This window comes from Shimia isoporae (genome assembly GCF_004346865.1).
Lineage (GTDB): Bacteria > Pseudomonadota > Alphaproteobacteria > Rhodobacterales > Rhodobacteraceae > Shimia > Shimia isoporae.
In genome coordinates, this window is the sequence record NZ_SMGR01000001.1 from 229,044 (window position 1) to 254,717 (window position 25,674).

22 protein-coding genes are annotated in these 25,674 nt (G+C 58.6%); 8 read left to right on the forward strand and 14 right to left on the reverse strand.

Annotated elements, in window-relative coordinates; genetic code table 11:
- Window positions 1-101: 101 nt before the first annotated feature.
- Complete coding sequence (locus tag BXY66_RS01190) at window positions 102-893, forward strand: crotonase/enoyl-CoA hydratase family protein (RefSeq protein WP_132858358.1); 792 nt, start codon at window positions 102-104, stop codon at window positions 891-893.
- A gap of 77 nt (window positions 894-970) precedes the next feature.
- Here the strand turns inward: BXY66_RS01190 and BXY66_RS01195 are convergent, their stop codons facing one another.
- Together BXY66_RS01195 and BXY66_RS01200 are read right to left on the reverse strand one after the other, a co-directional pair.
- Window positions 971-1,297 carry a DnaJ family domain-containing protein gene (locus BXY66_RS01195; RefSeq protein WP_132858359.1) on the reverse strand — a complete coding sequence of 109 codons (327 nt, stop codon included), beginning with the start codon at window positions 1,295-1,297 and terminating at the stop codon, window positions 971-973.
- A 39-nt stretch (window positions 1,298-1,336) separates the two neighbouring features.
- Window positions 1,337-4,378 (reverse strand): valine--tRNA ligase, encoded by a 3,042-nt coding sequence (locus tag BXY66_RS01200; protein ID WP_132860295.1) that lies wholly within the window; start codon window positions 4,376-4,378, stop codon window positions 1,337-1,339.
- Between the two features lie 320 nt (window positions 4,379-4,698).
- Between BXY66_RS01200 and BXY66_RS01205 the strand changes: the two genes are divergently transcribed.
- Window positions 4,699-5,556, forward strand: a complete 858-nt coding sequence (locus tag BXY66_RS01205; protein WP_132858360.1) for a glycosyltransferase family A protein — start codon at window positions 4,699-4,701, stop codon at window positions 5,554-5,556.
- Between the two features lie 5 nt (window positions 5,557-5,561).
- Window positions 5,562-6,398 (forward strand): glycosyltransferase family 2 protein, encoded by an 837-nt coding sequence (locus BXY66_RS01210; RefSeq protein WP_132858361.1) that lies wholly within the window; start codon window positions 5,562-5,564, stop codon window positions 6,396-6,398.
- A gap of 165 nt (window positions 6,399-6,563) precedes the next feature.
- Here the strand turns inward: BXY66_RS01210 and BXY66_RS01215 are convergent, their stop codons facing one another.
- On the reverse strand, window positions 6,564-10,004 hold the full coding sequence (locus tag BXY66_RS01215) for a pyruvate carboxylase (RefSeq protein ID WP_132858362.1): 3,441 nt from the start codon (window positions 10,002-10,004) through the stop codon (window positions 6,564-6,566).
- 282 nt (window positions 10,005-10,286) lie between these two features.
- Between BXY66_RS01215 and BXY66_RS01220 the strand changes: the two genes are divergently transcribed.
- Window positions 10,287-10,742, forward strand: a complete 456-nt coding sequence (locus tag BXY66_RS01220) for a rhodanese-like domain-containing protein (protein ID WP_132858363.1) — start codon at window positions 10,287-10,289, stop codon at window positions 10,740-10,742.
- Window positions 10,743-10,757: 15 nt separating this feature from the next.
- On the opposite strand, the gene BXY66_RS01225 is transcribed toward BXY66_RS01220, so the two are convergent.
- Window positions 10,758-11,891, reverse strand: a complete 1,134-nt coding sequence (locus tag BXY66_RS01225; RefSeq protein ID WP_132858364.1) for an alpha-hydroxy acid oxidase — start codon at window positions 11,889-11,891, stop codon at window positions 10,758-10,760.
- A gap of 112 nt (window positions 11,892-12,003) precedes the next feature.
- Between BXY66_RS01225 and BXY66_RS01230 the strand changes: the two genes are divergently transcribed.
- Window positions 12,004-14,436 carry an ATP-dependent helicase gene (locus tag BXY66_RS01230; protein ID WP_132858365.1) on the forward strand — a complete coding sequence of 811 codons (2,433 nt, stop codon included), beginning with the start codon at window positions 12,004-12,006 and terminating at the stop codon, window positions 14,434-14,436.
- Between the two features lie 169 nt (window positions 14,437-14,605).
- On the forward strand, window positions 14,606-15,235 hold the full coding sequence (locus tag BXY66_RS01235) for a glutathione S-transferase family protein (protein ID WP_132858366.1): 630 nt from the start codon (window positions 14,606-14,608) through the stop codon (window positions 15,233-15,235).
- A gap of 6 nt (window positions 15,236-15,241) precedes the next feature.
- Here BXY66_RS01235 and BXY66_RS01240 read toward each other — a convergent pair whose 3' ends face one another.
- Both BXY66_RS01240 and BXY66_RS01245 read right to left on the reverse strand, forming a co-directional pair.
- A complete protein-coding gene (locus BXY66_RS01240) occupies window positions 15,242-16,216 on the reverse strand; it encodes a quinone oxidoreductase family protein (protein ID WP_132858367.1) in 975 nt (324 codons plus the stop codon).
- Between the two features lie 580 nt (window positions 16,217-16,796).
- Entirely contained in the window at window positions 16,797-17,015 is a 219-nt protein-coding gene (locus BXY66_RS01245) for a DUF1127 domain-containing protein (RefSeq protein ID WP_132858368.1), read from the reverse strand.
- Window positions 17,016-17,265: 250 nt separating this feature from the next.
- On the opposite strand from BXY66_RS01245, the gene BXY66_RS01250 reads away from it, so the two are divergent.
- On the forward strand, window positions 17,266-18,354 hold the full coding sequence (locus BXY66_RS01250) for an Mrp/NBP35 family ATP-binding protein (protein WP_132860296.1): 1,089 nt from the start codon (window positions 17,266-17,268) through the stop codon (window positions 18,352-18,354).
- 54 nt (window positions 18,355-18,408) lie between these two features.
- On the opposite strand, the gene BXY66_RS01255 is transcribed toward BXY66_RS01250, so the two are convergent.
- The 4 genes from BXY66_RS01255 to ctaD form a co-directional block, all read right to left on the reverse strand.
- Window positions 18,409-18,717 (reverse strand): EthD family reductase, encoded by a 309-nt coding sequence (locus BXY66_RS01255; protein WP_132858369.1) that lies wholly within the window; start codon window positions 18,715-18,717, stop codon window positions 18,409-18,411.
- 146 nt (window positions 18,718-18,863) lie between these two features.
- Window positions 18,864-19,346, reverse strand: coding sequence for a DUF2244 domain-containing protein (locus BXY66_RS01260; RefSeq protein WP_132858370.1), 483 nt, complete (start codon window positions 19,344-19,346; stop codon window positions 18,864-18,866).
- A gap of 77 nt (window positions 19,347-19,423) precedes the next feature.
- Window positions 19,424-20,044 (reverse strand): class I SAM-dependent methyltransferase, encoded by a 621-nt coding sequence (locus BXY66_RS01265; RefSeq protein WP_132858371.1) that lies wholly within the window; start codon window positions 20,042-20,044, stop codon window positions 19,424-19,426.
- A gap of 80 nt (window positions 20,045-20,124) precedes the next feature.
- On the reverse strand, window positions 20,125-21,804 hold the full coding sequence (gene ctaD, locus BXY66_RS01270) for a cytochrome c oxidase subunit I (RefSeq protein WP_132858372.1): 1,680 nt from the start codon (window positions 21,802-21,804) through the stop codon (window positions 20,125-20,127).
- A gap of 231 nt (window positions 21,805-22,035) precedes the next feature.
- Between ctaD and BXY66_RS01275 the strand changes: the two genes are divergently transcribed.
- Window positions 22,036-22,887, forward strand: a complete 852-nt coding sequence (locus BXY66_RS01275) for an isocitrate lyase/PEP mutase family protein (protein WP_132858373.1) — start codon at window positions 22,036-22,038, stop codon at window positions 22,885-22,887.
- A 15-nt stretch (window positions 22,888-22,902) separates the two neighbouring features.
- Here BXY66_RS01275 and BXY66_RS01280 read toward each other — a convergent pair whose 3' ends face one another.
- From BXY66_RS01280 to lipB, 4 genes are all read right to left on the reverse strand, one after another.
- Window positions 22,903-23,397, reverse strand: a complete 495-nt coding sequence (locus tag BXY66_RS01280; RefSeq protein WP_243694265.1) for a GNAT family N-acetyltransferase — start codon at window positions 23,395-23,397, stop codon at window positions 22,903-22,905.
- Window positions 23,398-23,504: 107 nt separating this feature from the next.
- Complete coding sequence (locus tag BXY66_RS01285) at window positions 23,505-23,948, reverse strand: c-type cytochrome (protein ID WP_132858374.1); 444 nt, start codon at window positions 23,946-23,948, stop codon at window positions 23,505-23,507.
- Between the two features lie 251 nt (window positions 23,949-24,199).
- Complete coding sequence (locus BXY66_RS01290; RefSeq protein ID WP_165929076.1) at window positions 24,200-24,727, reverse strand: outer membrane protein; 528 nt, start codon at window positions 24,725-24,727, stop codon at window positions 24,200-24,202.
- 193 nt (window positions 24,728-24,920) lie between these two features.
- Window positions 24,921-25,583 carry a lipoyl(octanoyl) transferase LipB gene (gene lipB, locus BXY66_RS01295; protein ID WP_132858376.1) on the reverse strand — a complete coding sequence of 221 codons (663 nt, stop codon included), beginning with the start codon at window positions 25,581-25,583 and terminating at the stop codon, window positions 24,921-24,923.
- Window positions 25,584-25,674: the final 91 nt, after the last annotated feature.

Consider the following 25,674-nt stretch of genomic DNA (forward strand, 5'->3'; position numbering starts at 1 on the left):
CGTCTGTGCGGCAAGAGAAAATGCCCTCACGTCAGGGTGGATTTCTTTGGGAGCCTTGGAAGAGTAGGCTGCGAGAAACCGAATTTTTGAGGAGGCTGGCCATGGCCCGCGTATCTGTAGAGGTCGAAAACCATATTGCCCGCGTCACCCTGACGCGCGGTGATAAGATGAATGCACTTGATCCGGCAATGCTGGAGGCGATTGCCGAAGCCGGAGAAAGTCTGATGGATCGGGACGACGTGCGTGTCGTGGTGCTGTCGGGCGAAGGCGCGTCTTTCTGTGCCGGTCTTGACGTGATGAGCTTTGGCGCGATGGCAGGCAAAGATCCGGTCGAACTGCTTGAACCGCGCACCCACGGCAACGCAAATCTGTTCCAGCAGGTTCCGCTGGTTTGGCGCAAGCTGCCGATGCCGGTGATCTGTGCGGTGCAGGGCGTGGCATACGGTGGTGGTCTCCAGATTGCGCTGGGTGCGGATGTGCGTTTCGCGGCGCCGGGCACCAAGTTTTCGATCATGGAAATGAAATGGGGCATCGTGCCAGACATGGGCGGCATGGCATTGCTGCCGCATCTGACCCGTTCGGATGTGATCCGTCGACTGACCTACACAGCGGCGCCATTTGAGGCTGCACAAGCTCTGGAATGGGGATTGGTGAGCGAGATTGCCGAGGATCCGCTGGCTGCAGCGTTGGCTCTGGCGGAAGAGATCGCGGGTAAGAGCCCCTCTGCGATCCGCGCGGCGAAGGCGCTCATCGGTTTTGCCGAAGACAACATGCACGATCCGGACGCGGTTTTGCTGGAAGAAAGCAAAGTACAGGCGCAACTGATGGGAAAGCCTCACCAGATGGAAGTTATCGCCGCGAACCTGCAAAAGCGCCCCGCAAAGTTTAGCTGATCCTATTCAGGAGAGGCGGGATCGATCCCGCTCAGCAACCATTTTGTGAGCAAGATTAAGGGCGCCTTCGGGCGCCTTTATTTCATGAATTTAGCGTAAGCTTCGCGTTCTACGTTATAGGACAGTTCGAGCTTGGCCATTTTCGCCATTAGCTCTTTTTTCTTGTCGGGATTGGTGGCTTGCCGCAATTCCTCGCGGGCAGCGTCCAACTGTTCCTTCAGAACGAACTGGCGGGGCCGTACGCCTGCTCCTGCCATGATCGAATGGCCAACGGCGGTGCCGGCGTCTTCGATTACAGGGCGGTCCGGCAAAGGCTTTCCTTCTCCGGACAGGTTGCGGAGTTGACCCTCGGCCTGTGCCTTGAGGATCTGGCGTTCGATAAGGGCGTCAAGTGAGCGTGTCATCCCCAAGAGGTAGGTATGACACGCCCAGTTTCAAAGGTCTCAGTCCAGTTCGGCAAGTTTTTGCAGAGCGGCCTTGATTTTGGCCTCTTCTTCCTCGCGAGCAGCCAGATTGGCACGGGCTTCCTCGACGACCTCATCCGGCGCGGAGGCGACGAACTTGGGGTTGTTCAGACGCCCACGCAATCCGCCGAGTTCTTTGGCAAGTTTGCCCAAGCCTTTCTCAAGGCGTGCTTTTTCAGCATCGATGTCGATGATGTCCGCCAACGGCAGGCCGAAAGTTGCGCCGTCAACAGCCACCGTGGCCGTGCCTTTGGGGAAGGTCGCGACCTCCTCCATGGACACAACGCGCGCGATCTTGAAGATGAGCGCCTTGTTGCGTGCAAAGGCCTCGCGGTTCTGGTCGGTGATCTCGCTGACGACAACGTCGATCTTGGCACCGGCGTTTACACCCATCTGGGCGCGCACAGAGCGGATGTTGTCGATCACGGAAATCACCCAGTTCATCTCGCGGTCGGCATCGGCATCCACGAAATCCGCCGCCGTGTAGGTCGGCCAATCTGCGTGTACGAGCATTTTGGACCGCTCAGCCAGCTGGCCCCAGAGTTCTTCGGTGATGAAGGGCATGATCGGGTGCAGCAGGATCAGGCATTGGTCAATGACCCAGCGCATGGTGGCCTTGGTCTCGGCCACTGCAGCGGCGTCCTCGGAGCCAAAGAGCGGCTTGGAGAATTCCAGATACCAGTCGCAGACCTTGCCCCAGACGAAGGCATAGAGCGCGGAGGCGGCGTCGTTGAAGCGGAAGCTTTCCAGCGCTGCGTCGACCTCTTCGCGGACTTTGGCGGTTTCACCGACGATCCAGAGGTTGGCGGTTTGCGTGAGTTTTTCGCCGGACCATGCGGCCACGTCGTCTGCGAAGACGTCGTTCATCTCGGCAAAACGCGCGGCGTTCCAGAGTTTGGTGCCAAAGTTGCGGTAGCCCGCGATACGCTGCATGTCGAGTTTCAGCACGCCTCCAAGCGCGGCCATAGCAGCGGAGGAGAAGCGCAGCGCGTCGGCGCCGTATTCGTCGATGATTTCCAGCGGGTCCATGACGTTGCCGGTGGATTTGGACATCTTCTTGCCCTTGGCGTCGCGCACGAGGCCGTGCAGGTAGACCGTGTCAAACGGCACCTGATCCACAACGGCCAGCTGCATCATCATCATGCGGGCAACCCAGAAGAACAGGATGTCCTGGCCGGTGACCAGCGTGGAGGTCGGGAAGTATTTTTCCAACTCCGGCGTGTTATCGGGCCAGCCAAGGGTGCCGATCGGCCAGAGGCCGGAGGAGAACCACGTGTCAAGGACGTCGGGGTCGCGGAAAATCGGAACTGCCATCAGTTCTTTAGGTTCCAGCGATGCCGTGAAAGCTTGTTCTTTCTCGGCAAATGCTTGGGCGATAACACCGTAGTGATCGGTGGCAAGAGCAAGGGCCTCTTGTTCGGTTGCGGCGCAAAAGCTCGTTAGTTCGCTGAAATCAATGGAAAAATCTAGCTCTCCGTTCGCGTGCTCCTGATAGTGGACCTTGGGCCCATACCAAACCGGGATCTGATGCCCCCACCAGAGCTGGCGGGAGATACACCAGGGCTCGATGTTTTCCAGCCAGTGGAAATACACTTTCTCGCCGCTTTCCGGCATGATTTTCACGGTGCCGTCGCGCACTGCATCCAGCGCGGGGCCGACAACTTTCTCGGCGTCCACGAACCATTGGTCGGTCAGCATCGGTTCGATAACCACTTTGGAGCGGTCGCCAAACGGCTGCTGGATCGGCTTGTTTTCAACGTAAGGCACGGAGACTTCGATCTCGTTGCCGTCCTCGTCTTTTTGCGTCTCGGTGGTCATCACCGCGAGGCCTTCGGAGGTGATCTGTTCAACAACCAGCTTGCGGGCCTCAAAGCGGTCCAGACCACGGATGTCGTCAGGCACGAGGTTCACCGCGTCAGCTTCGTTCTCGGTCAGAGTGCGATCCCCCTTGGCAACGGCCATGGCGACAGTTGCAGCGGCGGCGTAATTCTCGCCGTCTGCACGCATCGCGCCTTTGGTGTCCATCAGGCGATACATCGGAATGCCGCCACGCTTGGCGACTTGATAGTCGTTGAAGTCATGCGCGCCGGTGATTTTCACCGCGCCAGAGCCGAAATCCTTGTCCGGATAGTCGTCGGTGATGATGGGGATCAGGCGGCGGTGCTCTTTGGGGCCAACGGGGATTTCGCAGAGTGTGCCAACGATAGGCGCATAGCGTTCGTCAGAAGGGTGCACGGCCACCGCGCCGTCGCCGAGCATTGTCTCGGGACGTGTCGTGGCGATGGAGATGTAGTCGCGCTCTTCTTCGAGCACGACATTACCGTCTTCGTCTTTCTCGACGTAGGTGTAGGTCGCGCCGCCTGCGAGCGGGTATTTGAAGTGCCACATGTGACCGGCGACTTCGATGTTTTCCACTTCGAGGTCGGAGATCGCGGTTTCAAAATGCGGGTCCCAGTTCACGAGGCGTTTGCCGCGATAGATGAGGCCTTTGTTGTACATGTCGACGAAGACCTTGAGCACGGCATCGTGGAAGTTGCCGCCGGCCACATCTTCGGGCGCGCCGGGTGCGCCGGACATGGTGAAGGCTTCGCGCGAGTAGTCACAAGACGCGCCAAGGCGCTTGAGCTGGTTGATGATGGTGCCGCCGCTTTCGGCTTTCCAGTCCCAGACTTTTTCAAGGAATTTTTCGCGTCCCAGTTCGGCACGGGAGGGTTGCTGTGTTTCGGCCAGCTTGCGCTCCACAACCATTTGGGTGGCGATGCCCGCGTGGTCGGTGCCCGGCTGCCAGAGGGTGTCAAAGCCCTGCATGCGCTTCCAGCGGATCAGGATGTCCTGCAGCGTGTTGTTGAACGCGTGGCCAATATGCAAAACGCCTGTGACGTTCGGCGGCGGAATCATGATGCAATAGGTCGAGGCGCCGGGCTTCGCGTTTGCGCCCGCGGTGAAGCAGCCCGCCTTTTCCCAAGCGTCAAAAAGTCGGCTTTCGGCTTCGGCTGCGTTGAAGGTCTTTTCCATCGCCATCAGTCTTGATCCCTTTTCGTGGTCGGGCATGTCTCTAACGTGCGCAGGACCAAAGGGGAAGCGCCAAGGGGCGAGTTTGAACGCAACTTTGATGAAGCGTCGGTTAAGTTGCTGCGACCGGTCCGGCGCCAATAGGGTTTTGTTAACCACGTTGTGGCACAAAGAGCGCGCGGAACAGGCTGGGGAGCCGATGGCCGCACCAGTGAGAAGCCGCCCGGTCCCATGGTCCCTTTTGGGATCGGGCGCATCCTTGCAGAAGGGTGGCTGCATACGGTGCTTCGTGGTAAGCCTATGGCAGGCAACCATTTTGTGACTGTGACGTGGCACAGACTTATATCATTTCCCTCTCTTCCATCCCGCCTCGGTTCGGGCAGCTGGGTGCAACGCTCGAAAGCCTTTTGGCGCAGTCGGTGCCTGCAGAACGCGTGATCCTTTACTTGTCGCGGCAGTATCAGAGGTTCCCGCAGTGGGATGGCGAATTGCCCGAAGTGCCGGACGGCGTGGAGATCCGGCTGGTGGACGAGGATTACGGGCCCGCCACCAAAATTTTGCCGGCTGTCAGAGATTTTGCCGGCGGGGATGTTGAAATCCTGTTCTGCGACGACGATCAGGTCTATCCGAAACACTTGGCGCGGCAGTTGCTTAAGGAACGTGCCCGGCGGCCGAACGACGTGGTGTCCGTCAGCGGTATGAGTACCTATCCGGCAATGGATGGAGAAAGGCGGAGTATACCGCGCCCGCAACGTTTGCGCCTGTGGCGGACGACCAATTTGCGTTGGCAGTTTGTGCGGCTGTGGCGTCGGGCAAAGTCGCGGTACTTCGGCGTGGAGTATGTGCAGCCAACCTGCCGCCTGACATTGCGAAAAGGATATGCCGACGGTCTGGAAGGCTTCATGGGCGTGATGGTGCGGCCTGAGTTTTTTCCGCCGGAAGTCTTTGAAATTCCAGAATTCGCATGGTCAGTAGACGACGTGTGGTTGTCGGGACATCTGGCACGCAGCGGGCACAAGATCTGGATCACAGGTGGCCTGTTCGATCCGGTTCTGACCCCCTTGCGGAAACCATCTCACCTTGATGAGACGGCGCTGAACCAGAATGTGGTTGGTGGGTGGGAGCGCGATGCCGCGAACCTTGAAACCGTGCGGTTTTTTCAGCGCACGTACGGGATTTGGGATTGAGCGCGATGTATGTGATCACCCTGTCAGCCATTCCATCGCGGTTTGACTCAATGATCCCGACGCTGGAGTTGTTGGTGAACCAGCGGCCAAAACCAGAGGCGGTTATCCTCTATGTACCTCGACGTTTTCGGCGATTTCCTGACTGGGAGGGGAATTTGCCCGAAGTTCCACGAGGCGTGGAAATTCGTCGAGTTGAAGAAGACCTCGGGCCTGCGACTAAGATTTTGCCCGCCCTGCATGAGTTCGCAGGGCACGATATGAGTATCCTGTTTTGCGATGATGACATCCATTATCGACAGGGTTGGGCGCGAGGCTTTCTGCGGGCAGCGAAACGCAAGCCGGGATGTGCAATTGCCCTTGCTGGTCAACAGGTTGGCAAGTTCCATGATAAAGCTGTTTCCAGTGAATGGTTGCCTCGGGCGGTGCGGCAATGGGTGATCACTGACCTGGAATACCACCTGCGCAACCGGATCGAGCGGGCTCGAATTGCACGAGGCAAGGCGCGGTTTCATCGCGTGGGCCGCCGGATTTATCTACGGGGCGGTTATTCGGATATTTTGCAAGGTTATGCCGGCGCTCTCGTGCGGCCGGAGCAGTTTGCGCCTGAGGTTTTTGATGTGCCCGACGAGGCGCGTCATGTGGATGATATTTGGCTGTCTGGCATGCTGGCTAAGGCGGGAACACCCATCTGGACACCAGGTTTGATGCGGGAGCCGGATGTGCGGCTCTCAGGGCATGCGGCGGATGCGTTGCATCAGACCGATGTGGATGGGCTGGGACGCAACGCTCAGAATGCGCGAGCGATTGACTATTTGCGCGAACACCATGGAGTTTGGTGTTAACATCCTGAAATCGTAAGAAAATGATCGTCTGCAACGCGTCGGCAAACCGTCGGTATTGCGTCGGTGCAGTTTTTCGTCGCACCGTTTGTGATAGCAACGTTCGTTGCGTGAGACACAAAAAAGGGCGGGGAGACCCCGCCCTTTGCCGTTTTCATATCCGGGGACTTATTCGAGCTCGATGAGCAGGTCTTTGGCGTCGATCTGACCGCCCGGCGTGATGTGCACGGCCTTGACCTTGGCGTCCTGTTCCGCGTGGATGCCGGTCTCCATTTTCATGGCTTCGATGGTCAGAAGCATGTCACCTTCTTTGACCTCCTGTCCCACTGACACGGCCACCGAGGCGACGACACCCGGCATCGGAGCGCCAATGTGGTTCTTGTTGCCAAGCTCAGCTTTCGGACGGGCCGCCGTCGACGCCTTGACCAGACGGTTCGGAACGCGGATCACACGAGGTTGACCGTTGAGTTCGAAGAAGACTTTCACCTCCCCGTTCTCGTCTGTTTCGCCAATTGCCTGCAGTCGGATCTCCAGCGTCTTGCCGGGATCGATTTCTGCGGTGATCTCTTCTCCGGGTTCCATGCCATAGAAGAAAGTGCGTGTTGGGAGGGCGCGGACCGGGCCGTATTGGCGGTGGCGCCCCATATAATCCAAGAAGACTTTCGGATACATCAGGTACCCGTTCAGATCCTCGTCATCGACGTCAAAGCCTTCAAGTTCCTTGGACACTTCGGCGCGAGTCTCTTCAAGGTCCACTGGCTTGAGGTGTTTGCCGGGGCGCTCGAGGTTGGGTTTCTCGCCCTTCAGGACCTTGTCGATGATTGCGGACGGGAAACCGCCGTGCGGTTGGCCAAGGTTGCCGCGCATCATGTCCACCACCGAGTCGGGGAAAGCCAGTTCGGTTTTCGGATCTTCTACTTCTTCGCGGGTTAGGCCTTGGGAGACCATCATCAGTGCCATGTCGCCAACCACTTTGGACGACGGGGTCACTTTGACGATGTCGCCAAACATCTGGTTGACGTCGGCATATGTCTGGGCCACTTCGCTCCACTTTTCTTCCAGCCCGAGGCTACGCGCCTGGGCCTTGAGGTTCGTGAACTGACCCCCCGGCATTTCGTGCAGGTAGACCTCTGAAGCCGGCGCAGCCAGCCCGCTTTCGAAGGCGGCATACTGGGCGCGCACGCCTTCCCAGTAATCGGACACTTCGCGCACGGCTTTGATATCCAGACCGGTGTCGCGGTCGGTATTGCGCGTGGCCTCCACAATGGAGCCGAGGCAAGGCTGAGAGGTGCCGCCAGAGAATGCGTCCATTGCAGCGTCCACGGCATCCACGCCGGCCTCGGCAGCCGCCAGAATGGTCGCGCCGGCGATGCCGGATGTGTCGTGGGTGTGGAAGTGGATCGGCAAGCCGACTTCTTCCTTGAGCGCCTTGACCAGTACCCTTGCAGAGGCCGGTTTCAGCAAGCCAGCCATATCCTTGAGGCCAAGAATGTGTGCGCCTGCCGCCTCGAGCTCCTTGGCCATGGAGACATAGTAGTTGATGTCGTATTTAGCGCGGTTCGGATCGAGCAGATCGCCCGTGTAGCAGATTGTGCCTTCGCAGACCTTGCCGCTTTCGACCACCGCATCCATCGCAACACGCATGTTTTCGACCCAGTTGAGCGAGTCAAACACGCGGAAGACATCGACGCCTGTCTCGGCCGCCTGACGGACGAACTCCTGCACCACGTTGTCGGGATAGTTGGTGTAGCCCACGCCGTTGGACGCACGAAGAAGCATCTGCGTCATCAGGTTGGGCATGGCCGCACGCAGATCGCGCAGGCGCTGCCACGGGCATTCCTGAAGGAAGCGATACGCGACGTCGAAGGTCGCGCCCCCCCAACATTCAACCGAGAACAGCTGTGGAAGGTTGGAGGCGTAGGTTGGCGCTACTTTGATCATGTCGATCGAGCGCATACGGGTCGCCAAAAGAGATTGGTGCCCGTCACGCATTGTCGTGTCGGTCAGAAGCAGTTGTTTCTGTGCCTTCATCCAGTCTGCGACTGCTTGCGCGCCTTTTTCTTCAAGAAGGTTGCGCGTGCCATAGGCGGGCTCTGCTTTTTTGGCGGGTGCAACCGGTTCTTTGAGATCGGCGGCAGGTGCTGGACGGTCGGTGGTTTCCGGGTGCCCGTTCACCGAGATGTCGGCAATGTAGGTCAGGACCTTGGTGCCGCGGTCGCGACGCTTCTTGAAGTTGAAGAGATCGTCCGTCTCGTCAATGAACTTGGTGGTGTACTGGTTGTTCAGGAAGGTCGGGTGCTTGAGCAGGTTTTCGACAAACGCGATGTTGGTAGAGACGCCGCGGATGCGGAATTCGCGCAGGGCGCGATCCATGCGCGCGATGGCCTTTTCAGGTGTCGGCGCGTGCGCGGTGACTTTCACCAGAAGTGAGTCATAGTAGCGGGTGATCACACCCCCGGAGTAGGCGGTGCCCCCGTCCAGGCGGATGCCCATGCCAGTTGCCGAACGATACGCGGTGATACGGCCATAGTCCGGAATAAAGTTGTTCTGCGGATCTTCGGTGGTGATCCTTGTCTGAAGCGCGTGTCCATTCAGACGAATGTCATACTGGGAGGCCTTGCCGGTGGCTTCGGCAATGGATTTGCCTTCGGCGATCAGGATTTGCGCCTGAACAATGTCGATGCCGGTGACTTCCTCGGTAACAGTGTGTTCCACCTGTACGCGCGGGTTTACCTCGATGAAGTAGAATTTGCCGGTTTCCATATCCATCAGGAACTCGACGGTGCCGGCGCATTCGTAGTTCACATGGGCGCAGATTTTGCGACCAAGTTCGCAGATCTCTTCCCGCTGCGCTTCTGAGAGGTACGGTGCGGGCGCGCGCTCGACGACCTTTTGGTTGCGACGCTGCACGGAACAGTCGCGCTCATACAGGTGGTAGATGTTGCCCTGCTGATCACCGAGAATCTGGACCTCAACGTGGCGGGCACGGGTGATCATCTTTTCCAGATAACCCTCGCCATTGCCGAAAGCGGCTTCGGCTTCGCGGCGGCCTTCCAGCACTTTTTCTTCGACTTCATCTTCGGAGAAGATCGGACGCATGCCGCGTCCACCGCCGCCCCAAGACGCTTTGAGCATCAGGGGATAGCCGATTTCGGCGGCTTCCTTCTTGATGGCGTCCATATCGTCGCCCAGCACTTCGGTCGCTGGAATGACGGGTACGCCTGCCTCAATCGCAACTTTGCGGGCCGAGGCTTTGTCGCCGAGTGCACGCATGGTGGCGGCTTTGGGGCCGATGAACGTGATGCCGTTGGCTTCGCAGGCATCCACGAAGTCGGGGTTTTCCGACAGTAGGCCGTAACCGGGGTGAATAGCGTCGGCGCCGGATTCCTTTGCGACGCGAATGATTTCGTCGATGCTCAGATAAGCCGCTACCGGACCAAGTCCCTCGCCGATACGGTACGCTTCGTCTGCCTTGAAACGGTGCAGGCCAAGCTTGTCTTCCTCGGCAAAGACCGCAACGGTCTTTTTGCCCATTTCGTTTGCGGCGCGCATCACGCGGATGGCAATTTCACCGCGGTTGGCGATCAGGATTTTCTGAAAATCGGTCATCGGCAGGCTTCCCCTTTGTGGCTCTGTCGGTGTGTCGGGCGAATTGCTAGCGTTTCGCCGCAGCGCAGCGCAATACCCAGAGACCCTGATTTGTAAGATTTGTGTTACATTTATGTGCAACCCGCCCAGTGTTTGCGAAAACATGAATTTGCGTTGTTTGAATCGTGCGCATGGCGGGGTTTTCGCGCAGTTTTGTAACTCCGTTAAGTTGGAGGTGGGCGTTTGTTGCTTGGAAACGGGCCGCGTGACAGTATTCGGGCCGGATTTGAGGAGTGTTTTGACATGATGGATCGTCGTGGATTCTTGCTGGCGGGTTGGGCGCTGATCGTGCCGAATGCCGGTTGGGCCGAAAACACCCTAAGCGCGTCGGAGGCGCATGTACGGCTGCGGTCCGGTGAGTTGATCCTGATTGATCTGCGCACTCCGGAAGAATGGCAGGAAACCGGCGTCGCTGAGGGCGCTTGGCCGCTCGATATGCGCGAGCCGGAGTTTGGAAGCTGGCTGTTGGCGGCAATCGAACGCAACCCGGACAAGCAGGTCGCGATTATCTGTCGTTCGGGCAACAGGTCGGGCCGGATGATGTCGCTTCTTCGGGACAATGGTGTCGAGGGCGTTATGGACGTAAGCGAAGGCATGTTGGGGGGCAGGCGTGGACCGGGATGGGTGCCATCCGGATTGCCGGTCGTTTCCGCTCAAACAGCGTTTGACGCCATGCCGAAGGATTTGGTGGCAAAGTAGATCGGTCCGATCTTTCTAGTCCACGAGACTCGATTTCAGGTCATCGAAGGTTTCCGCGCCCAGTTGCCCCATATTGGCCGCCAGGTCCTGTCGCAGGATGTCCAGCAAATGAGCCGGGCCCGCGTCGCCGAGCGCGCAGAGCGCATAGTGAAAGCCGCGCCCCATGAAGACGAAACTTGCTCCCAAGGCCAACGCCCGCAGGATATCCAGACCGGTTTCAAATCCGCTGTCGACAATCAAGGGCAGGTTTGTCGCTGCACGGATGGCGGGCAGGGCTTCGATCGTGGCCGGGGATGCATCAAACTGGCGGCCAGCGTGGTTGGAGAGCCAAAGCGCGTCTACGCCAGCCGCATCAAGCCGCTGGGCATCGCCCGGACGCATCACACCTTTGACCACAAACGGACCGTCCCAATGGTCGCGCAGCCATTTGAGGTAATCCCAGTCCGGCGAGGTTCGCAACAGATAGCCGGCGTGGGCTGTTGAGCTGAGGCCGCTGACTTCTTCTGCATAGTCGTCAATCAGTTTCATGCGCGGCATGCCCGCGCGGGCAGTGGCCAAGGCCCAAGCCGGGCGCATGGCCACCTGTGCCAGAAGGCGGGGCGTCAGTCGCGGAGGTGTCGTGAGGCCGGAGCGGATCTGCCGTTCGCGGCGGGAAGCCGTGGGCACATCCACCGTAAGAACCAGTGTGGAGAACCCAGCCGCTTTTGCCCGGCCCAGCAGGTCTTTGCGAATACCCTCGTCGCGTGGAGGATAGAGCTGGAACCACGCGTTTTCACCCAGATACGGTGTCATCTCTTCGGGCGTTTTGGTGGCCACTGTCGAAATGCAGTAAGGGACGCCCTCCGCCGCGGCCGCGCGGGCCAGAGAGAACTCTGCGTTGGGCCACATCAAGCCGGACATGCCGATCGGGGCCATTCCAACAGGCAAGGGGTAGCGTTGGCCAAGCAGGTCTACTGAGGTGTCCGGTGTGATGTCGCCATGAAGGATGGAGGGGTGGAACAGGATTTCGTCGAGCTTTGCCCGGTTGCGGGCCTTGGTGCGCTCGTCGCCTGTGGCGCTGTCCAGATATTCCCAAACGAATTTGGGGATTCGGCTTTGCGCCTTGCTGCGCAGATCGCTCAGAGCGGGGTATTTTGCGTGCAAATCCATGCGCCGAGTTTCGCCGGATTGCGTGATTTGTCCAGTATTTAACGTGTTTGCCACTGTGGGCGAACATAAAGAGAACTTCCAATCGCTGATTTGGCGCTGTAGATTGCCCGCCATGAGCAGTTTTGACGACGAACTTGACGCCTTCGAAGGCGCTTCGCTGTCGGCACGCGCCATGATGGCGCGCCCGACGCCGTATCTTGACGAACTGAACCCCGCGCAGCGCGAGGCGGTCGAGAATCTCGACGGGCCTGTGTTGATGCTGGCCGGTGCCGGAACCGGCAAGACCAAGGCGCTCACGGCACGGATTGTGCATCTGCTGAATATGAACAAGGCGCGCCCGAACGAAATTCTGGCAGTGACTTTTACCAACAAGGCCGCCAAGGAGATGAAAACCCGCGTCGGCAATATGTTGGGGCATCAGATCGAGGGCATGCCTTGGCTGGGCACATTCCATGCGATCTGTGTGAAGCTGTTGCGCCGCCATGCGGAGTTGGTTGGCCTCAAGAGCAACTTTGCCATTCTGGACACAGATGATCAGCTACGATTGCTCAAGCAACTGGTGACTGCGGCAGGCATTGATGACAAGCGCTGGCCTGCGCGGCAGTTGGCATCCCTGATCGATGGCTGGAAAAACCGGGCTTTGACGCCTGAAAAGCTGCCCGCTGCGGATGCTGGCGCTTACAACCATCGCGGCGGCGAGCTTTATGCGCAGTATCAAGCGCGTTTGAAACAGTTGAATGCCTGCGACTTTGGCGACCTGCTTTTGCATATGGTCACGATTTTTCAGGATCATCCGGATGTATTGGCGCAATACCAGCGTTGGTTCCGCTACATTCTGGTCGACGAGTATCAGGATACCAACGTCGCACAGTATCTGTGGCTGCGCCTGTTGGCGCAGGGGCACAAGAATATCTGTTGTGTGGGCGACGACGACCAGTCGATCTATGGTTGGCGTGGCGCTGAAGTGGGCAACATCCTGCGGTTTGAGAAAGACTTTCCGGGCGCACATGTTGTGCGGCTTGAACAGAATTACCGCTCGACCGGCAACATTCTGGCGGCGGCTTCCAACGTCATTCGCGGCAATGAAAACCGGTTGGGCAAGGAGCTTTGGACCGAAGCTGACATGGGCGAGAAGGTACGCCTGATCGGGCATTGGGACGGCGAGGAAGAAGCGCGCTGGGTCGGGGAAGAGGTTGAAGCGATGCAGCGCGGCACGCGTGGCATGGGCCGCAAATCTCTTGACGACATGGCGATACTGGTACGGGCATCCCATCAGATGCGCGCCTTTGAAGACCGGTTCCTGACCATCGGTTTGCCATATCGTGTGATCGGCGGGCCGCGGTTTTACGAGCGCATGGAGATTCGCGATGCGATGGCCTATTTCCGCGTGGTTGTCTCTCCCGAGGATGATCTGGCGTTTGAGCGGATTGTGAACACGCCAAAGCGCGGACTTGGCAATGTGGCGCAGCAGAAAATCCAGACGTGCGCGCGCAACAATGGTGTGAGCCTTTTGGAAGGCGCGCGAATTTTGCTTGAGGAAAAAGGCATTGGCGGAAAAGGCGCCAAAGAACTTGGAGTTTTGCTGGATGACATAGACCGTTGGCGGCGCCAAAGCGTGGTCCCGACTGTCGAGGTGGCGTTGGATGACGACGCGGTGATTGACGACGGTTTGACTGTGGAAGCGACCCGTGTGCAAGACGGTCAACCGGAATTGAGCCACATCGAGCTGGCACAGGTGATCCTTGATGAATCCGGCTATACTGCGATGTGGCAGAACGACAAAACACCGGAAGCACCCGGACGGCTGGAGAACCTGAAGGAGCTGGTCAAAGCCCTGGAAACATTTGACAATCTCCAGGGGTTTCTTGAGCACGTGAGCCTTGTTCTGGACAATGCGAGCGAAGACGCCGAAGAAAAAGTCACCATCATGACCCTGCATGCGGCCAAGGGACTCGAGTTCCCTGCGGTGTTCCTTCCGGGCTGGGAGGACGGGTTGTTCCCGTCGCAAAGGTCGATGGATGAAAACGGGCTCAAGGGGCTCGAGGAAGAGCGGCGGCTGGCCTATGTGGGCATTACGCGTGCCGAAGAAATCTGTACGATCTCCTTTGCAGGGAACCGGCGGGTTTTCGGGCAATGGCAGAGCCAGATGCCAAGCCGGTTCATTGACGAATTGAGCGAGGAAAATGTCGAGGTGCTGACTCCGCCGGGGCTGTATGGCCATCAGGGTGGTGGAAGTGGCGGCTTTTCGTCTGGACTGGAAGCCAAGGCGGCTGAGGCGAATGTCTACAACTCGCCCGGTTGGAAACGGATGCAAGCACGGTCTGGGACCTATGGCATGAGCCAACCCAAGGAAAGCAAGGCGGCGGCAATCGATATGACGGCGGTCAGCAGCTTCACCATTGGGGATCGGGTGTTCCATCAAAAGTTTGGCTATGGCGCCGTGACAGAGATTGAGGGCGACAAGCTGACTGTGGACTTTGAGAAGGCGGGAGAGAAGAAGGTCGTGGCCCGCTTTGTGACCGCGCCTGACGACGTGCCGTTTTAGGCATCACGTTGTCGGCGTGAGCCCCGCCGTCCTGTGGACTCGGCCAAGGGTTTGTCCGACCCGAAAGAAGCTTGGCGACATGTTTGGTGACCCCGCGTTGCCCCAACTTTGGAGGCGTTGACTTTGGTTTGGGCTCTGGGTTGGGTGTGGGCAACCAGAGGAGGTCCGGATGATTTTTTACGACTGCGCCACAGCGCCGAGCCCGCGCCGGGCGCGTATGTTGATTGCCGAGAAGGGAATTGAAGTTGAAACGCGTCAGGTGGACTTGCGCAACGACGCCCATCGCCAACCCGAGTTTCTTGCGATCAATCCGAATGGGACTGTTCCCGTTCTGGTGACCGAAGAGGGAACGGTTCTGTCCGAGAACATTGCCATTGCGGGCTACCTTGAAGCCGCATTCCCAGAGCCGCCGATGATGGGAATGACGCCCGACGAGAAAGGTAAGATCCTGATGTGGAATGCGATTTGCGAATTCCACGCCGGCATGGCAATTGCCGAAGCTCTGCGCAATTCGACGCCTGCGCTCAAGGGGCGCGCTTTGCCCGGGGCAGTGGACTACGAGCAAATTCCGGCCCTTGCTGAGCGCGGAATACTACGGCTCAGCCGGTTCTTTGAGACGCTGGAGACCCGTTTGAATGAAAGCGCCTATCTGGCGGGAGATGCGTTCTCGATGGCGGATATCACCGGCTTCGTATTCTGTGATTTCGCCCGGATAGTGAAGCAAGGCATTCCCGAAGAAAACACGGCCTCCCGTGCCTGGTTCGACACGATCAAGGCGCGCCCAAGTGCGGGTTTGTAGCGCCACTTAGGGCACAAGCATTACGGCGCCTCCGCCTGAGCGGTTTTCCAGCAGCGCATGCGCGTCTGGAGCTGCTTGGAGAGGGATGGAGGTGGCCGTGTCCGCTGTCAGGAAACCTTTGGAAAAGGCATCGAACGCGGCTTTTGCCATTTCCTGGTAGGCGGACGGATTTGCCGTGTAGTGAAATAGAATCGGGCGGCTCACCGTTAAGGATTTTGCCGCGAGTTGTGGCATCTCCAGAGGAGCGACCGGGCCCGAGGACTGGCCGAAATTTACCAGATGCCCCGTCGGTTTGAGCGCTTCGAGAGAGCCGTAGAACGTGTCTTTGCCCACCGAATCGAAAACGACGTCGACGCCCTGGCCGCGTGTCAGGTTCCCTACGGCTTCCACGAAATCGGTTTCACGGTAAAGAATTGTGTGGGCGCAACCCGAAGCTTTGGCTTGTTTTGCTTTTTCGGCGGTCCCCACTGTGCCGATCACGGTTGCTCCGAGGTGGGATGCCCATTGCGACAGCAGGCGTCCGACGCCGCCAGCCGCGGCCTGCACCAGAATCGTGTCCCCCTGCTTCACACGGCATACCTGTGCGATGAGCATGTCCACGGTCATTGCACGTAGAAGATTCGTCGCAACGAGGCCGTCCGGAAGACCCGCAGGTACTTTTATTGCCAGAGATGCGTCCAGTAGCCGATGAGATGCATAAGCGCCGTAGGCACTGCTGACATAGGCCACACGGTCGCCAATGGCGAAGCCTTCAACGCCGGTGCCGATATCTTCGACAATGCCCACCGCCTCGCAGCCGGGGGTGCCGGGTAGAGGGAGGGTTTTGTAAAGGCCGGAGCGCACATAGACGTCGTGGAAATTGACGCCTATCGCCGTTTGGCGAAGGCGCAGTTGACCGGCAGCGGGGGCGGCAAGGGTGATGTCTTCGTACCGCAGAACGTCCGATGCGCCGTGTTCGCGGATTACAATTGCCTTCGCCATGCCGAAATCCTGTTTGTGAAATAAGCCAGTGACAGCCTTGTGCAACGGGAGCGCATTTCTTGTCGAGGTGAGATCACAAAAAAACCCGCCTTTTCCGAGGATTAGATGTCTAGACGAGGAGCTTTCGACAGCGGGCTCGAAACAAACGGACGATGAGTGGGGTGCTGAAAAGAAAAACGGCGGCGCCAGGGAGGAGGAGAGGCGCCGCCGTTCTTTCGTCAAGGTCTCCCAGGGAGGAGGAGAGGGAGCCTTGATACCGGTGGGCCATGTGGCCCGAATTTGGAGTGCGGCGACACCAGGGAGGAGGAGAGGTGTCGCCGCTCTAGTCTCAAAGGTCCCAGGGAGGAGGAGAGGAACCTTTGATCCCGTTTGGGCCATTTGGCCCGGTATTTGAGTGCGACGACACCAGGGAGGAGGAGAGGTGCCGTCGCTCTAGTCTCAAGATCCCCAGGGAGGAGGAGAGGAGATCTTGATCCCGTGCGGGCCGTGGGCCCTATGTTCTTGCGGTGACGTCAGGGAGGAGGAGAGACATCACCGCTGAATTGGAAAGCCGAGGGAGGAGATGGCTTCCCGGAATTTCTTAGTGCTCGCGTGCTGCCTCGATGGCGACGCGGCGGATCATCGAACGACTCATGCCCAGATCTGCAAGTTCGCGATCAGACAGAGACATCAGTTCGTTGAAAGTGGTGCGGTACACACGATACTGGCGCCATTTCTCTGCGAGGTTCGAAAAAAGAACCGAGAGACCACGGGCCTCAGTGGTGGTTGCCACGGAATTGGTGTTTGCTACATATGCCATCTTGATACCTCGAGCATCTGGCGGTGTTCGTTTCGTTTCGTCTTGATGAGGGTGATATAGGTTCGTGCTGCAATTGCACAATACCAAGTGACGCAACGCCGCTATGCGCTGAGCGAATAGGGACGCGACGTCACCCTGAAAATGCAGGGAGATTGGGCAAGTTATGGAAAACAAAGGCCTAATTGTGAAGGAAATGTAAAAGTGCAGCGTGCTTATATATTATGCTGCAATGCAGAAAGTGAGGAAAATGGTGGCGATAACGAAAGAGTCAGTACTTGCGACGTTGCGTCGGATATCCCTTCCGGACGGCGGCGATCTGGTCTCACATGATTTCGTTCGTGCTCTCTCTGTCGAGTCGGGAGTGGTGCGATTTGTGATCGAAGCACCAACGGCAGAGATTGCGCAAAAGATGGGTCCCTTTCGGCAGGCTGCAGAGGATCTGATTAAGACGCTGGAAGGCGTTAAAGAGGTGTCGGTGGTGCTTACAGCGCATTCCGGTGGTCAATCTGCGCCCGCGGCGGCTGCGAAGGCTCCTCCGACGTTGAAAGTCGGGGGGCATCCCAAGCCGCAGGCGGGGCCGATGAAGGTGGCTGGCGTGGATCGAATTCTGGCGGTTGGATCCGGCAAAGGCGGTGTGGGCAAATCTACGGTGTCTTCCAACCTGGCAGTAGCGCTGGCCAAGCAGGGCCGAAAGGTCGGTTTGTTGGACGCAGATATCTATGGGCCAAGCCAGCCGCGCATGATGGGCGTGAACAAGCGCCCCGCAAGCCCCGATGGCAAAACAATCCTGCCGCTGCATGCACATGGCGTCACGATCATGTCGCTGGGGTTTATGCTGGAGGAGGACAAGCCTGTTGTCTGGCGTGGTCCCATGCTGATGGGCGCGTTGCAGCAGATGCTGACACAGGTGCAGTGGGGCGACCTTGATGTACTGATCGTGGATCTGCCGCCCGGCACGGGTGATGTTCAGTTGACGCTCTGTCAGAAGACAGAACTGACGGGCGCGATTGTGGTCAGCACGCCGCAGGACGTGGCGCTTCTGGATGCGCGCAAAGCGTTGGGTATGTTTGATCAGTTAAAAACGCCTGTACTTGGTCTGATCGAAAACATGAGCATGTTCCATTGCCCGAAATGCGGGCATGAAGCGCATATTTTCGGGCACGGTGGCGTGGCCAAAGAAGCCGAGAAAATCGGGGTGCCTTTGCTGGGTGCTCTGCCTATCGACCTTGATACACGTCTCGCGGGGGACGGTGGCACGCCGATCGCGGCAGGCGAAAGCGATATGGCGCAGGCATATGCGCGGATTGCCGAAGGTCTGGTGCGGGGCGGAATGGCCTGACGTCTAGTCGAACGGACTTTGGAAGGGCGCCGATTGGCGCCCTTTTTCTTGGGATCAGACGACTTCCCCAACCATCACCTGAGGCTGTACATCCGTGAAATTGGGGATGTCCTGCATCACAGGCCCGGCGGCATCCATAGCGGCGCCCATGGCTTCTTGTGATGGAAAGATGATCGTCGCGATGGCATGAAACGGGGCAGGGGCATCTGGGCCACCACCGCCAAGACCCTTTGTTACCACCGTGGAAGCCACATGCGGGCCCATGTGTTGCTCAACCAGATCCATGTGGGTGCTGGTGTAGTAATCGTGATCGAATTTGGTGCCGTCTGTAGCCGGGTACAGAACCTGAAGTGCGATGGACATGTGGGCCTCCCTTTGCCAGTTCCTGACCGAGAATAGCCTGTGTCTCGTCGATTGGCGGGAAAAACTATGGATGGCGACGTTGGGAAGACCCGTCTGCAAAGCGTCGGCAAACCGTCGGTATTGCGTCGGTCCCACAGTTGGCGGTTTCAGCGGCGCGTTCTGAGGAAGTCGTCGAGCTCGTTAAATAGCGCCTTGCGCTCATCCTCGGAGAGAAAGCTGCCGATTTCGACGGTTCGGCCATTGCCTGAGAGTGTCACGTAGTTTGACACCGGCCCTCCCGCGACGTGGAGCTCGGCGCGGGCCCAGAATACGTTGCACTCCCATGACTTGTTTTCGCCTTTGGAGGGACTGTGAACGAGATGGAGGTTCTCGCCAGAAAAATGCAACTCCTCGACCACATCGCCGTCTTTGTAAGAGCGCTCCAGCCCCCACCAGAGTGCGGCAACCATCGCGAGGATAAATGGTAGGATCGTCCAGAAAAAGACTGTGCCCAAAAGCCCGTAAAGCGGGATCGTCCCCATGGTGAAGGCAAAGAGGATCATCGCTGCAAATCCGCGTCTAGGGAGCGAGCGGTGTGGCCAGAGAACCAGGACAGGCGCGTTGGGCGCATCATTCCAGCGGTAGGGCATCAGGTCAGCCTAGTGCGAGACTGCGGCGAGGCGGATGAAGGGGCCTTGCCAATTGCGTTGAGTCGTTTCGGAGCGGGTCATACAGCGGTCTTGTTTGTTGCGAGAATAATGTGATGGCCGTGCGTGTCTGGATCGTTGGCTGTGCAGGTTACGGTTTCAAATCCGAGGTGGGTCAGGGTTTGAATGTATTCATCGGGATCAAGCGAGGCGTGGTAGACAGTCTGCCCTGCGACTGTGCCCGTGGTTTCGCTCTCGCCATAGCCGATTGTCAGCAACAGGTTGCCGCAGGGAGCGGTAAGGGCAGCCAGTTTCGGCAGCAGGGTGCGTTGTTCGGCAACGGAGAGGTGGAAGGTGCCGTCCCAGCTCAGAACTGCATCGAATGTGTCGCGCAGGTCGAGGGCGGTGAGGTCCATTTCGTGGAACATAGCGGCGGGGACGCGTTGGCGGGCGAGCGCAAGCATGGCGGGGCTGGCGTCGACGCCGGTGAGGGTGTGGCCGAGGCTGGCGATGTATTGCCCAATGGGACGGGCGGAGCCACAGCCAAGATCGAGCACGCTGGCGGGCGCAGGCAAGCCAGCCAGCAGGCGGTCAATCCATGGGCGTTCGTGCAGGTCCGTGTTGCGGCCTGCGTCCCAATGACTGGCAACGCGGTCATAGGTTGCGTTTGTGCGCGATTTGATATCGGAGAAGTCAGGCATGATGCGGCAACGAAAGAAAAGAAAAAGGCCCCGGTGCAGTGATGCTCCGGGGCCTCTTTTTGATGTTTATGAGGCTCGCCTTAGTGGCTGTGGCCTTTGTCCCAGTCTTCCTGCTTGGGCAGGATTTCAAAGGTGTGCTCCGGCGGCGGGCTCGGCAGAGTCCATTCCAGAGTATCGGCGTATTCGTTCCAGTAGTTGTTCTCGGTCACTTTCGCGCCACGGAACAGCGAGTACAGGATCACGCCGAAGAAGAACACGAAGGATGCGAATGACAGGAACGCGCCATAGGAGCTGATCTTGTTCCAGTAGGCAAAGGCTTCCGGATAGTCGATGTAACGACGCGGCATGCCCTGACGACCCAGGAAGTGCTGAGGGAAGAAGGTCAGGTTTGCACCGATGAAGAAGGTCCAGAAGTGCAGCTTGCCCGCCCACTCAGGGTACTGACGACCAGTCATCTTGCCAAAGTAGAAGTAGATACCGGCGAAGATGGCGAAGACTGCGCCCAAGCTCATCACATAGTGGAAGTGCGCAACCACGTAATAGGTGTCGTGGTAGTAGCGGTCCACAGAGGCTTGCGACAGAACGATACCGGTCACGCCGCCCATGGTGAAGAGGAACAGGAAGCCAAATGCCCAGAGCATCGGGGTTTTGAACTCGATAGAGCCGCCCCACATCGTCGCGATCCAAGAGAAGATCTTAACCCCGGTCGGCACCGCGATGACCATGGTTGCCAGCATGAAGTAAGACTGCTGCGTCAGGGACATGCCCACAGTGTACATGTGGTGTGCCCAAACGACGAAGCCCAGAGCACCAATCGCGATGATCGCCCATACCATCGGCAGGTAGCCGAAGACCGGCTTGCGCGAGAAAGTCGCGATCACGTGGGAGATGATGCCGAAACCCGGCAAAATCACGATGTATACTTCGGGGTGACCGAAGAACCACAGGATGTGCTGGTAAAGGATCGGGTCACCGCCACCGGCAGGATCGAAGAAGGTCGTGCCGAAGTTACGGTCGGTCAGCAGCATGGTGATGGCGCCAGCCAGAACCGGCAGAGCCAGCAGGATGAGCCATGCGGTCACGAAGATCGACCAGCTGAACAGCGGAACCTTGAACAGGGTCATGCCCGGCGCGCGCATGTTCAGGAAGGTGGTGATCATGTTGATCGCGCCCAGAATGGACGATGCACCCGACACGTGAACAGCAAAGATGGCGAGGTCCATGGACATGCCGCCTTCGGTGGTCGAGAGCGGCGGATACAGAACCCAACCCACACCGGAACCAAGCTGACCGTTGCCGCCCGGAGCCAGCATGGACGCTACGCCGAGGGACGTACCGGCCACATAGAGCCAGAACGAGAGGTTGTTCATCCGGGGGAAGGCCATATCCGGAGCACCGATCTGCAGCGGCATGAAGTAGTTGCCGAAACCGCCGAAGAGTGCGGGAATCACCACGAAGAACATCATCAGGACACCGTGATAGGTGATCAGGACGTTCCAGAGGTGGCCGTTTGGTGTACAGGGGCCGTCACCTGCGCCGAAGCTCAGGAAGCGTGCGCCTTCCAGACACATGTACTGAACGCCGGGCTCCATGAGCTCCATGCGCATCAGAACAGTGAAAAATACTGCGATAAAACCGGCAAGGGCGGATACGATCAGGTAAAGAAGACCGATGTCCTTGTGGTTGGTGGACAAGAACCAACGGGTAAAGAACCCGCGCTCGTCATGATGTTCGTGGCCTTGAATGGCTGCGTCTGCCATGCGTCGCCTCCTGTTGATGCATTTCGAGGGCGCGCGGATTCTTGCCGACGCCCGTTCCGGGCCGTTTTTAGGGACTACGGGGCGTAGTCGCAATCTCCGTATTTGACGCAGATCAAAAAAAAGTGTCGCACCCCGGTCGGGATCGGTCAAAGTCCAAGGTGTCGCAGAGGGGTTGTGTTCCTGATTTGTTCTTGATTTGGTGTGTTTTAGGCGCTTTGAGAGGGTATTGGCATGTCAGATTTCGAGAAACAGGCGGTGCGGGTGGCACAATTTCGTGAAATGCACCGAAAGGGGGCGGGATTCGTGATGCCGAACCCCTGGGATGCAGGATCGGCGCGGATTCTCGCACAGGCGGGATTCGGAGCCTTGGCCACGACAAGTGCGGGCTGTGCTGTAGGCGCCGGGTTTCGTGACGGGGTTGCCGCGGTCAGCCGCGCGATGATTCTGGAAAACGCCGCTGCCATCGTCAGCGCTGTAGATGTGCCAGTCTCGGCCGACCTCGAGGACGGATTCGGGGCGTCTCCCGAGGTGTGTGCCGAAACGGTGCGTTTGGCGGCGGGCGTCGGATTGGCTGGTGGCTCTATCGAGGATGTGACTGGTGGGCCTGATGGAGGCATCTACGACCTGACGCAAGCGGTAGAGCGTGTCTCGGCGGCGGCGGAGGCCGCGAGGGACGCTGGATTTGTTCTTACGGCGCGGTGTGAGAATTATCTTAACGGCCGACCGGATCTGGCCGACACAATCTCACGGCTGCAGGCTTATGGAGAGGCCGGAGCGGAGGTTCTCTATGCGCCGGCGCTTCCGGATATGGAGGCGATCCAAACGCTCTGCTCGGAAGTGGAGCAGCCGGTCAATGTTGTGATGGGATTGCGCGGGCCGTTTTACTCGGTCGCGCAGTTGCAGGACGCAGGTGTTGCGCGGATCAGTGTGGGCGGGTCAATGGCGCGGGCGGCATACGGAGCGTTGCAAAGGGCAGCGCAGGAAATTCTGGTTTCGGGCACGTTTGGCTACGCCGAAGAAGCCATGCCTGGTGCTGAACTTATGGCGGCCATGCGCGGAGATGCGCTGGATAAGCGGGATTAACGAAGCGGATTAGCCTCAGTCGGGACGCTCCAGCCGGAGATACACGCTGTCACACCACTCGTCGCCAACCTTGATCGTGTTGCTTTCGCGGCCTGTTTCGACAAAGCCGAGCCGGTTCAGGAGCGTGAGCGATCCGGTGTTTCGCGGATCGGCCTCGGCAGTGAGGTGGTCAATCGGCAAGGTTTCAAACGCGTGGGGAATGGCCGCGGAGAGAGCTTCGAATCCGATGCCCTGCCGCCAGTGATCGGGGTGCAAGATGAAGCCAACCTCGGCGATGCGCCAGCAGCCGCCTTTCCCGATCGCCCGTCCGTCACGTTCGATGATAAAATCGTCTGAGGCGTCCTCGGGGGCGGCGATCATGCGCTGCAGGAAGTCTTCCGTCTGGGAAACGTCGGTGTGCGGCAGGGTATCCCAATAGCGCATCGCGTCTGGGTTTGAGAAAACCCGGTACATGTCTTCCAGATCATCGGCGCGGGCGCGACGCAGAGTGAGGCGGGCTGTGGTGATCACTTCTGAATTCCTCAGTGGCCAGCCGACGTCGGTTGGCAAGGGTTCTGACAAAAACACCCGCCGCAACGGAGTGCGACGGGTGCCCGAATTTCACCGCGAGAGATGTCTTATTCGGACTTCTCTTCTTCGCCACCTTCCATTTCAGGCGCCGGCGCGACTGACATCAGGTAGGCGACAACATCTTCGCCACCTTTCTTCAGCTTGTAGCTCATCTTGGATTTGTTGGAAAAACCCTTGTCGCTCAGCCACGCTTTCGGATCAGCGGAGTATGCGACCAGTTCTTCGGCGGTCCAGACAAAGCCGGCTTCGCCTGCTTCTTTCAGGCCGTCGCCGTATTTAAAGTCGGTCGAGCCGGCAACGCGGCCGACAACGCCATAAAGGTTGGGGCCGGTCTTGCCGCCTTTGTAGATCTCTTCACCTTCCGGGGAGACGATCATGTGACAGGCTTTACATTTCTTGAAGTTCTTTTCGCCTTCGGCGACGTCACCTTCGGCGAAGGCGGGCGCTGCGAGGGCAAGGGTGGCTGCTGCCAGTGCAAATACGGTTTTCATCTCTCTGACCTTATCAAGCTAGAATCGTGTTCGTCGCGGTCCTGTGGGACGTAGTCTATCAGTTAGGTTCCTGAAAGCAGGGCAAATATCGCGAAGGCGACAATCTGTCCGTCTTCGGGGGCAATGGCGGCAGCTTAACACATCTCATGTGAACAGGAAGAGGGGCGCGTCAGGGCCCGAGCAAAGAAAAACCCCCTCGGGGTGTCGCTGACGACACGCCGAAGGGGTACGCGCTTTGACAGGTTGGAATGTCAGAAGCGGTAGTTCACACGCACCGATGCGGAGGTGTCGTAGAAGCTGCTGCCGGAGCTCGCGAAGTTGCTGTATTCGCTTTGCAGAACTTCGGCACCGACCGTCCAGTTGCCGGACAGCGGACGCTCGACGCCGATGCCGTAGACCAAGCCGTTGCTGGAAACGTCCACGCCACCGAGGCCCATGTTGCCGCGCACGCCGCCAATCGTACCGTAGACCAGCGTGCCGTTGAGGTCGTAGCCGACGCGTGCTTTGAGTGCGATGGAGTCATTGAATTTCGCGCCGCCGAGGTCGGAGCCCGGGAATTTCATTTCGGCTTCACCACCGACGACCCAGCCGCCGAAATCGTGATTGTAGCCAGCTTGGACGCCACCGTTCCAGCTGGTTGCTGATGATCCGGCGATGCTGTCATCGCTGTAGTTGAGTTGGCCACCAGCGTAGAAACCTGTCCAGTCATGGGCGAAAGCAGGGGCTGCGAGAAGGCTGGCTGCCACGGCTGCTGCGGTCATGGTTGTTGCTTTTTTCATTATGTCGTCCTTTGCAGGTCCAGGGTTATTGTGCGCACCGGGTTGGTGCGGTGCCATGGACTTATGCCTCTGAGACGACTGTGCAAATCGCGTTGGCGGAGCCTTGCCGCAAGGTGTGTGGAGCGCCGCCGAGCGCGGGTTAAGGCTTTGTTAACTATGGGGTTTGCCGTTAACGCATTCGGCGGATTTTCGATCAGCCTTCCGGGGCTTCGCCAAAGGTTGTCTCAAAGCGGCGCCGGAGTGCCAGATCGAGATCATCCATGGTGACCGGAAGGCCCATATCCACGAGGGAGGTTACCCCGAATTCAGTGATTCCGCAGGGCACAATGCCGTCAAAATGCGCCAGATCCGGTTCGACGTTGATCGAAATGCCGTGAAAGCTCACCCATTTTCGCAGGCGAATGCCAATGGCGGCGATCTTGTCTTCGGCTTTCTGGCCGGAGATCGTCAGCGGCTTGTCATCGCGTTCGATCCAGACGCCGACGCGACCTTCGCGGATTTCGCCCCGCAGATTGAACTCATCCAGCGTCGCGATCACCCATTCCTCGAGCTTTTCGACAAAACGTCGGACGTCCTTGCCGCGTTTGTTGAGATCGAGCATGACGTAGGCCACGCGTTGTCCGGGGCCGTGATAGGTATACTGCCCGCCTCGTTTTGACGTGTAGACAGGAAAGCGATCCGGATCCTTAAGATCTTCTATGCGTGCCGACGTTCCCGCCGTGTACAGCGGCGGATGCTCCACCAGCCAGATACACTCTTCGGCGTCGCCTTTGTGAATCGCTTCGGCACGCGCCTCCATGAAGGCGACGGCCTCGTCATAATCCGTCAGACCGTTGCTGATGATCCATTCCACCATGTGCGGTTCCCGAAATGATACGTTTGCAGGACATTTAGGGCAGGTGGCCGGGTATGTCACCTGCGCGTCCAGGGTGCGGATTGCGCAACGG